The organism is Pectobacterium actinidiae, from assembly GCF_000803315.1.
GTDB classification, from domain to species: domain Bacteria; phylum Pseudomonadota; class Gammaproteobacteria; order Enterobacterales; family Enterobacteriaceae; genus Pectobacterium; species Pectobacterium actinidiae.
Genome location: NZ_JRMH01000001.1, coordinates 2,511,836 through 2,524,805, shown reverse-complemented (window position 1 = coordinate 2,524,805; position 12,970 = coordinate 2,511,836). Strand labels below are relative to the sequence as shown.

The following is a 12,970-nucleotide window of genomic DNA, read 5'->3' as shown; positions in this document are numbered from 1 at the left end:
CAGCCGCGGTGATAAATCAGGCGTAATGAGACGCTGGAAATCATGAAGAGGATGTAATTATGGGTATTTTTTCTCGTTTTGCCGACATCGTGAATGCCAATATCAATTCATTGCTGGATAAAGCTGAAGATCCGCAAAAATTGGTGCGGCTGATGATTCAGGAAATGGAAGATACGCTGGTTGAAGTACGTTCAACCTCGGCACGAGCGCTGGCAGAAAAGAAACAGATTGCCCGCCGTATTGAACAAGCGCATGGTCAGCAAGATCAGTGGCAGGAAAAAGCCGAACTGGCGCTACGCAAAGATAAAGACGATCTGGCCCGTGCGGCACTGATTGAGAAGCAGAAGCTGACTGACCTGATCGCGGTGTTGCAGCATGAAGCCGAAAGCGTGGATGAAACGCTGGAGCGCATGAAACGTGAAATCGGCGAGCTGGAGAATAAATTAAGCGAAACCCGCGCTCGCCAGCAGGCGCTGACGTTGCGCCATCAGGCTGCGGCATCGTCACGTGATGTGCGCCGCCAGTTGGACAGCGGTAAACTGGACGAAGCCATGGCGCGTTTCGATCAGTTCGAACGTCGTATCGACACGATGGAAGCAGAAGCGGAAAGCCACGGGCTGGGGAAACAAAAATCGCTGGATCAGCAGTTTGCCGAGCTGAAAGCGGACGATGAAATCAGCGCGCAGCTGGCGGCACTTAAAGCTAAAGTTAAGCCAGCAGAGTAATAAGAGCATAAACGTCATCGGATGGCTGTCGTTGGAAAACGGCAGCCGCCATAGGGCGTGTGAATAATAACTAAGGAGACACAATGAGTGCGTTGTTTCTTGCCATTCCGCTGACCATTTTCATGTTGTTTGTGGCACCGATATGGCTTTGGCTACATTACAGTCAGCGTAAAAACAGTGCTCAACTGGGACAAAACGATATACAACGTCTGACGCGTTTAACGGAAGAGTCCAATCGTATGCGCGAGCGTATCAGAGCGCTGGAAGACATTCTGGATACAGAACACCCGGACTGGAGAAAATCGTAATGAAAAATACGTGGTCAGGTAAAAAATTATACCGTTTGCCGGAAGAAGGTATGTTGAAAGGGGTTTGCGCTGGTTTAGCACGTTATTTTGACGTGCCAGTGAAACTCGTGCGACTGATTGCGGTGCTGTCGATATTTTTCGGCCTGTTCTTTTTCACCGTGGTGGCTTACATCATCCTGACTTTTATGCTCGACCCGGCTCCGGCAGGAATGGGGTTTGAGGATGAAAAGACGACCCGAACGCCCAGCCAACTGCTGAATGAGGCGGACGCGACCTTGCAGGCCAGCGAACAGCGCCTGCGTAACATTGAACGCTATGTCACCTCGGATACGTTTGGCGTCCAGAACCGCTTTCGTCACCTGTAATTTGCCATCGGTTATACTCTTTCGCTGACGTTATCCACCGTACGACTGGGGTCGAAAGTGGATAATGTCGCGCTGTTTTTTCGCTGCAATCTCTATGATCCGATCCCACTGTGCATCGGATGCCAGCCATTTCCTTCTTTCGCACTGTAGCGCACATTCTGTAGAGGTTCGAGTTTCCACTGACCATGACTGTCTTGCACAATCTCGCTGGCCTGTACGCGGCACTGGTAGTGCAAGGTATCGGCTTCCAGTTGGAACTGATACTTTTTGCCTTTTTCCGGAACAAAGCGAGTGGTTATCAGGCATGAGTATTTGCTTTCAACATAAACGTTGATAATCGCGGTTTCAAGACCAGGCACTAAGGGGGTTTCGTAGTAATCGATATTGTATTTCTCACCGGAGACTTTCGGCATACCGCGATCCTGGGTGTTCTGTAATACCCATTCACTGGAACGAATAAGACCGCCAGTGCGTTTGCCGTTTAACATCTGATAGATACTTGTCTGTTCTGTGTTATCTACGATACGTACCCATGGTGAATCATTTTTTTCAGCTGGTGGGGTAAAAAAGGAATTATTCGGCATGATGGAGCAGCCTGACGCTAAAATAGTTATCGCAGCAAGGTTGGTTAGCCGTAAAAATTTCACTTTCATTTCCTCGATACTGGATTATTCAAATCATCTAGTGAAAGGGGAGAATAATATCTAAACGTTTTATTCAACCAGAGTAAAATAAGCCTCAGCATGACGCTGAGGCTATACCCGTCATACTTCAAGTTGCATGTGCGTTGGCTGCCTGAAACTCGAATTATTTAGGGTATATACGATTATTCACTATACATTCTGGGGAAGTAGTCGTTGATTTTTGCGTTATCAAATAGTCGATCCGTTGTGAAATCGACTACATCTGATACTGCAATTCCATGATGCAGTTCGCTGGGGAAATCGTCTATCGAACCATAAACCGTAGGTACTAAGAAGCGGAAGTAATCACCCATTTTCGTATTACCGTCATAGCCAACAAGATAATCTTCGCCTTCAGAACTTCCCTCAATCCCGTGATAGACAAAAAATCCTTTTACTGAGGGGACATTATAGTCCCCGATTTTTTGCTCATGACCGGATCGTTCTTTTAGCCATTGATCAAATTCTTCTCTGCTAGCCATATGGCTAAATCTTAAGCCGGAATACAGATCTGACACAGTCTCTCCGCACTTATTCTCAGGATAGACGGTAAAGTGTTCCGATTCTTCCCATAAAAATTCGTTCAACTGATCGAGTAATGACTCGGCATCATTGATTGATAAAAGTGCTTTCGGCAGATCACCAAAGCAGTTGTTAACCATAACGGCAATTTTCCCGTGCTTATCCATCGCAAACCAGGTGAAAATTGTACCGAATTCAGGTTTCCAGTTTATGTTTAAGGTGTTCATCATTATTGTCCTTTAGGCCATGTTACCTGGCAATTTTCGCAAGGTTTTATGACCGATTCTGGTGTCACTTTTCCTGCGTCGTACACCGCTCTTGGCCTGACGGCATCCGTAAATTTAACATTCTCCGGTGATACCCCCTGACGAACCAGTTGGTCTGCTGCAGAAACTTCAGCACAGGCTCCTGCTTTGTTCTTGCAAAAACTCGTAAACTCACCGATTTTGACGCCTAACTGCTTTTCAATGTAGGCAACAGTTTTGGGATCCAATGCATCCGCTGTGATACTGGCATTACTGCTTCCTACCGCGGTTTTACCTGTCACTGGATCGTAGGCGCCAACCATGGTGGCGGTTTTATTCGCCTGGGTTTTCGAAGGGAAATTCTTAATTTTATCTAGCAGATCTTGCTGCGCCTGAGCAGCAACTTTATCTGCCTGATTTAAAGTACTTCCTTTACCTGCACCCGCCTGCGTTTTTTGTACGACTTTATTGAACACCATTCCAGCAGCAAATTTTATAACTTCCTGCCCCGATGCACCGTTATCGTATAAGCTGAGGATCCCATTGATATCAACAGGCGTCATCGCTGAGGTAATGATATCGTTTTTCAGCGCCAGCTCACGGATTTTCTCATCGCTTAGTCCCTGTGCTTTCCATTCAGCAAGTTGCTCACTGCCCTTAATGGCGGCGATATAAGGATTGCCAGCGACGCCCATTGGTGTCCAGTCAATGCCCGTCTGTGTATAGATGTCTCCGATGAATCCAGAGTAATCAGAATTTTCCTGGCCCTGTCGTGCACCATCCATCATAGTTCTGGCATAATCTGTTACGAGATAGCCGAACTCATCGGCCGTTATTGCCCCAGATTGATACATCGCGACCAGTTTTTCACCCGCTTCTTTTTCCAGTTTACGGTACTCATTGCGGATCTCGGTCTGGCATTTACCATTAGAGCCACAGGCAGTAAAGCGTTCCTGTAGTTCATCCATACCACCAATACCAGCGGCTTTTAGTTTTTCATACAGCGCGCGGCCTTCTTTACTCAGTTTCTCAACGCCGTACTTATTTGACAGTAGGTTATAATCAACGGCATTTTTACCTGCATCATGTCCAGCCACTGCGCCTGCCGAAGAATCGCTCGCCAGGCCTGCCGCCATGGTGGCAGCCAGAGATGCCAGATTACTGACTTTGGCCCGTTCATCATCAGTCAGCGACTCAACCGTTCTGTTTGGATAGAGATAGTCGACGATCGCTCGTGCAGCCAGCTCACCACCCGCTCCACCCACTGCTCCAGCAGTGGCGCTCGAACCGGAAAGCTCAGCGACCACGCCGCCAACGATAGCGTGGCCGATAGCATTTGCCGCGATCTGCGCGGCGGTTGGATTGTCACTATTCTGTAGGGTCAAATCGCGCACTGTGCTGGACAGATAAGGCGCAGCACCCTGTGCCAGTGCTTTCAGTGGATCGCCACCCGCCAGCGCAGTGATGGCTGCCGCTGCGGCACGAATGCCTTTATTCAGCTCGCCACCCGCTTTATATTGATCGTTGATGTCCTTATATGCGGCGGTATTTTGTACACGAGCCCAGTACTCCTGACGCGTCTCCTTGGTCTCATCCCACTCGCCAGCCGCTTTAATTCCCGCGTTGTTCGCCATAATCTGGCCCTGGCTGAGGGTGATATCCACGCCCTGATTCACAACGTCACCAATCAACCGAAGCTGGCTCAGACGCTGCTGCTCCTTTGCCTTATCGAAGATCGGGCTGATGCTCTGATTGGCGTGCTCGACATCGCGGCTTAGTTCGCTGACATCCTGCTGCTGGTTCGCCTGGTCACGGATAATCAGCGAACCTGGAGAAACGGCCGCATACGTGGTGCCGGAAGCATTCCCATCGCTGCCATCCGCTCCCAGACCATTGGCCGCCAGATTCTGCACGGCATTTTTCAGCAGATCCTGTGCGCCCAATCCGCCAGTGCTGATGCCGACGCTGCTGTGCGATACTTCAAACTCTGCACTGTTATCGATATTGCTGAAGCCCAGCGTGCCAGTACTGAGACGATTTTTATCTTCGCTGGCAGTGCTGCCAATCACCGCACCATCCAGCTGCGTGTGGTTACCGACGTTGATATCGAAGCCGCCGTCACCCGCGAAGATACCGGTCTGCTCCTGCACGCTGTTATAGGTGCTGTGGATTTTGTCCTTCGCCACGCTGGCGCTGACGCTGCCAGTCATGCTGCCAAAGGTGAAGCTGGCGCCTGCTGAGCTGTTCTTCTGCTTCGAGTCGTAGTTATTCACGTCCTGCTCACTTTGCAGCGTCAGGTTACGACCGACATTGGCTACCACCTGATCGGCACTCAGCTGTGCGCCGCGCAGGGTGGTATCACGTCCGCTGTTTACCGTCAGTTTATTACCCGCGTCGACGGTGGTTTCAGTATGGGTCAGGCCATCACCATTCTCGTTACCGGAACCTTTACTGGCGTTGGCAAACACGCTGATCCCTGCGCCACCTTGGCCAGCGCCGATGCTGATGCCCACGCCGCCGCCGCTACTGCTGTTCTTGCCGGTCTGCAACTGGGTATTCTGCGCTGACAGCAGGTTGATATCGCGGTTTGCCGACAGCAGCACATCGTTACCCGCTTTCAACTGGCTGCCGCCGATGGTCAGATCGCCATCGGTGCCATTTTCTGAGCCGGTCGCCACCAGGTTGATATTGTTGCCTGCCTGCACGGTGCTGCCGGAGGCGTTGACCGCTTCGCTGTGGCTCTCGCTCTTCGACTTCGAGGTGCTCAGCGACAGGCTGACACCAATGGCGTTCTGGTCGGTGGCGTTCTGCGATGCCAGTACTGCGGCCTGAGCGGCCTGTACGCCTGCCAGACCGGATTTCAGCTTCTGCAGCGATGCCATACGACCATCCTGCTGCTCATCGGCAGCTTTCGCGCTGGTGTAAGCGGTGTTGATCGCGCTGCCAATCGCGCCGGACAGCGCCAACGTCAGACCCGTCTGTTTGCGCTCGTAAGTGGTGTCGGTGGTGCTCTGGTTATTCGCGGCATCAATGGTGATATTGTTCGCCACCATATTGATGTCGTTACCGGCGATCACGTCAGAACCCTGCACGGCAATATTATTGCCCGCCACCAGGCTGGTATCACCATCGACGCTGCCCAGCGTGCTGTTATTGTGGGTCAGCGCCGCGGTATCGGAGGTCGAACTCTCTTTGATCGAGCCGACAAAGAAGCCAATGCCGCCGCTGCTCATTAGGCCTGACTTGGTGGTTTTCTTCATCGACCAGCTGTCGCGGCTCTCTTCCGCCGCCGTGACATTGAGGTCATTCCCGGCACGCAATGCCAGATCCTGATCCGCCGCCACATCGCTGCCGGTGATATTCAGGTTGTTACCCGCAGTGAGGGAGATATTTTCCCCGCCAAGGCTGCTGCCGTTCGCCAGCGTGGCATCGTAACCGGCGCGGGTCGTGGTCGTGCGTTTCGACAGGAAGCCGGAACCTTTCACCTTGGAGTTCATATCCAGATATTCCTGGCTGCTGGCGCTGCCGAGGTTGATATCATTGGTGGCGGTCAGCGCAAGCTGCCGATCGGCATTCAGTTTCGTCGCCTGGGCGTTAATATTATTGCCGGCATTCAGCGAGATATTGCCGTCGCTGGTGACTTCACTGCCTTGTACCTGAGTCAGCGTCTGTGTGACATGGTTATCTTTATCCCACACCACCTTGTCGCTGCTGCCGGTGGTGACGGTGGTCATATTGATATCGCGGTTAGCAGCGATCTGCGTCTGGCTGTTTTCACCGGAGCTAACCACCTGTGCGGCCTGTAGATTGACATCACGGCCTGCCTGTAGCAGCAGTTTGCCGTCGTCACCCTGCACATACATGCCCGCCACGCGGTCGAGATTGTCACGGCTGAAGCTGTTACTGCCGTTCTGACTTTCCGCGTGGTTGGTCTCGCTGGCAACGGTGATATCGCGTCCGGCCTGCGCCAGCAGGGTATCGGTTGCACGCACCATGCCACCGGTATTGGTGATATCGTTGGTCGCCTTCAGCGAAACGGACTTACCAGCGATAATGCCGCCAACATTGACGATATCGTCGCCGGAAACGCTGACCAACTGGGTGGCGCTGATTCGCCCGCTGTTCAGCATGCCGCCGCTGACGCCAATGCTGACATTTTTACCGGCCAGCAGCGCACCGCTGCCGTCCATATCGCCTTGCTGCACCTGTGCATACACCTGCGGTACCAGCACATTCTGGGTGGTGCCATCCGGCATCTTCACATCCTGCGCCACCAGCCACACCATATCCTGAGTGATCTGTTTCATCTGCTCGGCGGTGAGCGCCACGCCCGGCACCAGGTTGAATTGTTTCGCGAAGCTGACGCCCGCTTCCATCAGACCTTTGTATTGATCTTCATCGCTGGTGTAATCGGCCAGATAACGCTGACCGACCAGCTCAACAATCTGCTCACGCACCAGGCGCTGCTCGTAGAAGCCATCGCCGAGACGTTTTTGCGTAATCGACGGATCGGTCCGCAGCTGACTCAGCATATAGTCGGAACTCAGCCAGGTTTTCTGGTTGGTAAAGCGCGGATCGGTTTCGATCAGATAGCTGCTGGTGGCGTCCGGCAGGGTAGTGAACAGGCTGCCGGTTGGCAGGGAAGCGTCCGGCGTCATGGAACGAATCACATCGGTGTTCTGTCCGGCCACTTCCACGCGCTGCGCGGCATAATCCGCCAGCGATGGCGCGCTGCTGGTCGCCTGGGTATTCTCCTTCATCACGCTCGGGCTGAGGCTGATGGACTGGATTTCCGTTGGCGGGGTATAGGCAGACGCTCTGGCTTTCTGGTCGTCACTGCCTTTACGGTGGATACGATCCCATTCGATCACCTGTCCGACTTTTTCCGTCAGTTTCTGACCGGTGACTTCGGTGTTCACCAGTTCCTTCACCGCCGTCAGCAGCGTGCCGCCAGCAATAATCTGGCTCTTGTCGTTCAGCAGCTTATCGCCGGAGAGCGAAATCTGACCGCCAGCGATAATTTTCGCCGGATCGCTCTGGGTGATCTGCGCTTCACTGATGGTCTCGGTATAGCTGTACTGATAGTAATGGTCACGACCACACACCACACCTTCGATACAGATATGGCGGACTTCATCTTTGTAGAAGCGGATGTTGTAGTCGTCAGGGCTGTAGTGGACGCCATTATTCAGGTCCACCACCATATACTCATCTTTCTGCTGCTGGGACAAATGCACCATGCTGGTAGCGAAGTTGTCGTTGATATTGTTTAGCGCGGTGAAGCTTAGCGCCATGTTGCCTACCGATTCGATAGTCGAGCTGTGGTTGTTGATTTCACCCGCTTTGCCGGTCGCCAGCGCATCCGCATCCAGCGCTCCGCCAATCGCCATATCACCGTCGCTGTAGATCAGGGAATGGTCGCGGTTATTCAGCGTACCGACGCCCAGATCGAGACGCTGACGCGCCGCAATGGTGGCCGTGCTGTTATTTTCCGCCAGGTTATTCAGCGTCGCTGCGCCGATCGCCAGACCGTCGCCATAAATGCGGCCGGTGCCGATATTGTTCACGGTGCTGGCGTTGATGCGCGTCAGCACGCCGTCGATCAAGCCGCGGTTGCTCAGCGTATCGCTGGCGTTCAGCGTGCTCTGTTGCGCGCTTAGTTCGCCAGTAGCCTGGTTATCGATGTTGCTGGCCTGGACATTCAGCTTACCGCCTGCGCCAAGCAGCGCCGTGTTGATCAGGCTGTTGTTTACATTCAGCGTCAGATCGCCGTTCGCCAGCGTTTTACCGCTGTTGCTGAAGCCGTCGGCGAAACTGAGATCCATATCGCCAAGTGACAAAACTTCACCGCTGCCGTTAATCTCGCGACCGCGGAAGGTCAGTTGCTGACCCGCTACCAGACGGCCACCCTCATTGCTGATACGCAGATCGCTGCTGGTGGCTGCGGTGCGGGCGAGGGCGCTGCCGTTTTGCTGATCGAGCGTCAGCTGCTTATTGGCGGAGATCTGTCCCAGATTGTTGTTCAGCAACGGCGTGGCGATGGCCAGATCGCTGGCGGCGGCCAGCGTACCGTTCTGGTTATTCAGTTCACTGCTGGCCGTCACATCCAGCGAACCGGAACCGGCCGCCATAATGGTGCCGCCCTGATTATTCAGGCTGGCACTCTGTACGCTGAATTTTTTGGCATTAGCGGCGATGCGGCCATTCTGGTTATTAATGCTGCCGCTGCTGAGTTGCAGATCGCTGTCACCGCTCTGGAGTAATTGGCCACCGCGGTTGCTGATAACCGGTGTGCTGGCCTGTAGCGCATTAGCGTTAATCACGCCGCGATCGTTGCTGAGTTTACCGGCGGCTGAGAGTTTCAAATCGCCACTTGCCAGCAGTTGCGCGTCGTCGGTGATGATATCGCTGCTGCTGGTCAGGGTGGCGTGATGCGCGGCGGTATCGCTGCCGCTGAGATCAATGTGACTGGCGCTGGCGTTCAAATCGCCACCGGCCAGCGCCTGACCCTGGCTGGTCAGTTTACCGTCGCTGGCGAGAATGAGATTGCCGCTGTTAGCCAGGGTGCCGTCGGTTTTCATCCCGGCGGCAATGGCCGCGCCTTTGCTGTTGCGGATGGTTGCGCCGCGCACACGGGTGTTACCTTTGGCGGCGATCAGGCCGCTGTTGGTCACCTCGTCGCTGGCGGTGGTGCTCTGATCTCGCTGGGCGAACAGGGTGCCGCTGTTATCGACTTTTTTACCGCCCAGCAGCAGATCCTGTCCGGCATTGACCGAACCGCTGTTGACGATATCGCCATTCGCGTTAATGGTGATATCACCCGCCTGAGTGCCGAGTGTGCCCTTGTTGCTGACGCCGACCCCTTGCTCGGTCGCCACCAGACGGATTTTACCGGCATACATGCCACCCAACTGGGCGACGTCGATCGCCAGCGTCGGCTTGACGTCGCTGCTGTCGCTGTCGGTCGCGCTGCTGGCTGTGGCCGTGCTGTTATCGGCGGTCACCTCGTTTTTACCGCTGGTGACAGTCACATCTTTCGCCCAGATACCGGCATTGACCTTCACGGTGCGGGCAATCAGGTCGGTATAATCCTGGCGACTGCTGTCCATGCCTGCGCCTTCCACCACGATTTCACCTTTGCCCACGCGGTAACCGCGCAGTTCGCCGTTGGTCATCTGCGGCGTGCCGGTGGTCAGGGTGGCGCGGTTGGCGTTAATGAAGCCACAACCATCGCAACTGATGCCCGCCGGGTTGGCAATGACCACCTGCGCCTTACGGCCTGCCACTTCGACATAGCCGTTCAGCTTGCTCGGGTCGCGCGAGTTGACCTCGTTAAGAATGATTTTGGCTTCGCCTTTCGCCAGCCATGGGTTACCCGCCACCCAGCCGCCCATCTGGGTCTGTACCTGCTTATGCGAGTTATTGAGAATGGCGCCTTTGTTATCGACGTCAAACTGGGTGTATTTGTTATGCGAAACACCACCGGCGCTCGGCGTCTGGATATTGACCTGCGGCGTGCCGTTGGCGCTCTGCATGACATTCGGCTGCTGGCCGCCCGGGGCGCTTTTGTCGGCAACAATCCCGGCCGCCAGCGCCTGTGGCGCGAGCGTGACCAAACCGAGTGCCGTCATGGTCAGGAAGGCCGTGGGCTTCATGCGGCCAATCAGTTGGCTCAGCGTATGTCCGACGCCGTTTGCACCGCTTTTACCCTGGCCGCGGTTGATTTCGGAAACCACCATTAACAGGCCGCGAGCCTTGTTGAAAATGATGCGATAGAGGTTCTTATTCACGAAAAGTTATCCCTGCTAAAAGTGATGTTAAGCAACCAGCGGCGTGTTCTGCTGCCAGAGTCTGAATTGTTGCTGTGTGACATCATCGCCACGGAACTGCAATACCCGTTGTCCGCGTTCCGCCCCTTTGTGGTACAGCGCACGGCCACATAAATGGGGAAACAGCGTGCCGCCGACGATGCGGCGAAACGCCTGCTGATCGCCGAATGGCGCGACCCAGTCGCGGAACCACAGGCGGTCGCCGCTGGTCCAGTCCTGCGGCTGCACCAGAATGCCGGGGCCGGTGAGGTAGCGCTGTTCCGCTTCTTCATCCATCCACGCCCAACTGAGGAAAAACATGGGCTTGTCATCGCGGCTGGCGATAACAAACTGCTGATGTTTGATGGCAGGCAACAGCAGCGTCGGCAGCACACTGAGCGGAATATCGCGGTGCTGTTCCGAATGCATCCACAGCCAGACCGCCGCGCCAAGCGCTTCCGCCTCGCTGAATTGACCGCCGAGCAGCGGTGCGGTTAACTGATAGCCATTAACAGGAATCTTCATCACGCGCCTCCTTAGTACTGCCAACTGAGGTTGAAGCCGAGGGTGACCGGGCTGGTGTGGAACCCTTCCGGTTTGGAGAACGGCACACCGACAAACAGGTCATAGCCGGTGTTAAAGGCGTTACCACGCAGGCCAAGTACACCGCCCGCCAGATGTTTTCCGGCGAGGTAATCACGCGTGCCGTCAACTTCGCCGTAGTCAGCGCCGAGATACAGTTCCTGATTGGGCAGCGGCGTGCGCCAGGCCAGATCGTTGCGCACGAACCAGCCGCGGTCGGCCGTCAGAGTGCGTTCACCGTCGAAGCCGCGCACGGTCCAGCGGTTACCAATCGACAACTGATCCTGTGGCGTGAGTTTGGTGTGGTTGATCTGGCGCAGATACTGTACGTTGTAGCGGAAGGTCTGATTGCCCAGCGTAAACGGCACATCGAGTTGTGCATTGAGTTGGATAATTTTCGCCAGCGCGGTGCCTTCATCGAAATACTCTTCCTGCGCCGGAATAGCGCCGAACCAGCGAGTGCCGCGCTGGTAGCTCACTGCTGCATCAAGCGTGGTGGCGCCGAAGTAGTGGCGGTGCTGCAAGCCCAGACGCCAGGCGCTGGTTTTACGCCGCTGCACATCCACTTCGGTATCGTTGACGAAGTTCTGTGATTCGCGCGTCAGAATTTCATAGCTCATTGACGTTTTCTGACTGCCGCTACGGTACAGCACCCGACTCAGTTGGAAGTTAAGGTTTTTGCTGTTGCCGCTGTAGTTGTAGTCTTCATACGCGCCCGCCACATTCTGGTTGTAGTCGTAGCCGCTGGCGGTGACGCCCGCCATCCAGTAGCCGAACGGCACGGAGTAGTGCAGCATGTAGTTCTTGCTGCCTTTTTCGCTGCCGGATTCAAGGTCGTGGTTGCCGGAAATGTAGAACAGATCGCTGAGCGAGAAGGGATTATCGATATACAGCGTCAGGCCGCCCTGATAACGACCGGTGGTTTCGGTGCCTGAATCATCAAGCGTTGCGCCGAGACGCCACATTTTTTCCTGTTTCCAGGTCACGTCAATGTCGCTTTCGCCGGGCTGTTCGCCCGGAACAATCGCCATTTCTGCCTGTACGGTTGGCACGCGTTGCAGGTTTTCCAGTCCCTGCTCGATATCACGCAGATCCAGCAGTTCGCCTTCACGCGCTGGCAGGGCGCTCCAGAGGTTCACGTAGCGATCGCTCTCTTTGGTCAGTTTGATCTGGCGTGTTTTCCCTGGAATCAGGGTGATATGCAAGGTGCCGGTTTTCAGGTTTTGCGGCGGTGCCATCACGCGCGCGGTGACATAGCCATGATCAATCAGACGGTTTTGCAGCGCACTCATTAGCAGGTTGACACCCTGAGCGCCCAGGCACTGACCTTTACCCTGATCGGCCAGCTGCTGTAGCGGAATACGCAGCCAGGAGGGGAAATCTTCTTTACCGGTCAGGATAATGTGATACAGCGTAAAGCACTGTTGCTCTTGAGGAAATTGTAGTTTAGTAAAGAATGAAGAAGGGGGCTGCAAACGCACATCGGGTGTTTGCGGGGCTAATTGCTGCTGCATCGCACGTTGGCGATCCTGCTGGTTAATATTTAGCTGTTCATCCACACGATTCGGCGCGGCAAGAGGCGTCAGATTATTATCTGCCGCCCAGCTGCTTGCTGAGGTGGTCAATAAAATAAATAGCGCAAGCTGGCTGAGACGCGCAGGTTGATACCCGTCAGAGAATGACGCATTCCGTAGCATAATTAATTAACCTGAATTATTGATTGTTATTGGGG

8 protein-coding genes are annotated in these 12,970 nt (G+C 54.5%); 3 read left to right on the top strand and 5 right to left on the bottom strand.

Features of this window, described 5'->3' with window-relative positions; all coding sequences use genetic code 11:
* Positions 1–59 precede the first annotated feature (59 nt).
* The 3 genes from pspA to pspC all read left to right on the top strand — a co-directional run bounded on the left by pspA (position 60) and on the right by pspC (position 1,398).
* Positions 60–725: a phage shock protein PspA gene (gene pspA / locus KKH3_RS10700; RefSeq protein ID WP_010276756.1), complete on the top strand. Its 666-nt coding sequence runs from the start codon at positions 60–62 to the stop codon at positions 723–725.
* 83 nt (positions 726–808) lie between these two features.
* Positions 809–1,033, top strand: a complete 225-nt coding sequence (gene pspB / locus KKH3_RS10695; RefSeq protein ID WP_039359210.1) for an envelope stress response membrane protein PspB — start codon at positions 809–811, stop codon at positions 1,031–1,033.
* Positions 1,033–1,398 (top strand): envelope stress response membrane protein PspC, encoded by a 366-nt coding sequence (gene pspC / locus KKH3_RS10690; RefSeq protein WP_039359208.1) that lies wholly within the window; start codon positions 1,033–1,035, stop codon positions 1,396–1,398. Before pspB ends, pspC begins: the two co-directional genes overlap by 1 nt.
* A 92-nt stretch (positions 1,399–1,490) precedes the next feature.
* Here pspC and KKH3_RS10685 read toward each other — a convergent pair whose 3' ends face one another.
* From KKH3_RS10685 to KKH3_RS10665, 5 genes are all read right to left on the bottom strand, one after another.
* Complete coding sequence (locus tag KKH3_RS10685; RefSeq protein WP_234991524.1) at positions 1,491–2,045, bottom strand: hypothetical protein; 555 nt, start codon at positions 2,043–2,045, stop codon at positions 1,491–1,493.
* Positions 2,046–2,224: 179 nt separating this feature from the next.
* Positions 2,225–2,833 (bottom strand): hypothetical protein, encoded by a 609-nt coding sequence (locus KKH3_RS10680; protein ID WP_080756533.1) that lies wholly within the window; start codon positions 2,831–2,833, stop codon positions 2,225–2,227.
* Positions 2,833–10,638, bottom strand: coding sequence for a hemagglutinin repeat-containing protein (locus tag KKH3_RS10675; protein WP_039359202.1), 7,806 nt, complete (start codon positions 10,636–10,638; stop codon positions 2,833–2,835). The genes KKH3_RS10680 and KKH3_RS10675 overlap by 1 nt, the downstream gene beginning before the upstream one ends.
* Positions 10,639–10,665: 27 nt before the next feature.
* On the bottom strand, positions 10,666–11,181 hold the full coding sequence (locus KKH3_RS10670) for a toxin-activating lysine-acyltransferase (RefSeq protein WP_039359199.1): 516 nt from the start codon (positions 11,179–11,181) through the stop codon (positions 10,666–10,668).
* 11 nt (positions 11,182–11,192) lie between these two features.
* A complete protein-coding gene (locus tag KKH3_RS10665; protein ID WP_039359196.1) occupies positions 11,193–12,935 on the bottom strand; it encodes a ShlB/FhaC/HecB family hemolysin secretion/activation protein in 1,743 nt (580 codons plus the stop codon).
* Positions 12,936–12,970: the final 35 nt, after the last annotated feature.

Excerpts from the sequence above, each read along its gene's own strand:
- pspA (WP_010276756.1), top strand. The coding sequence starts at position 60 with ATGGGTATTTTTTCTCGTTTTGCCGACATCGTGAATGCCAATATCAAT.
- pspB (WP_039359210.1), top strand. The coding sequence starts at position 809 with ATGAGTGCGTTGTTTCTTGCCATTCCGCTGACCATTTTCATGTTGTTT.
- pspC (WP_039359208.1), top strand. The coding sequence starts at position 1,033 with ATGAAAAATACGTGGTCAGGTAAAAAATTATACCGTTTGCCGGAAGAA.
- KKH3_RS10680 (WP_080756533.1), bottom strand. The coding sequence starts at position 2,833 with ATGATGAACACCTTAAACATAAACTGGAAACCTGAATTCGGTACAATT.
- KKH3_RS10670 (WP_039359199.1), bottom strand. The coding sequence starts at position 11,181 with ATGAAGATTCCTGTTAATGGCTATCAGTTAACCGCACCGCTGCTCGGC.
- KKH3_RS10665 (WP_039359196.1), bottom strand. The coding sequence starts at position 12,935 with ATGCTACGGAATGCGTCATTCTCTGACGGGTATCAACCTGCGCGTCTC.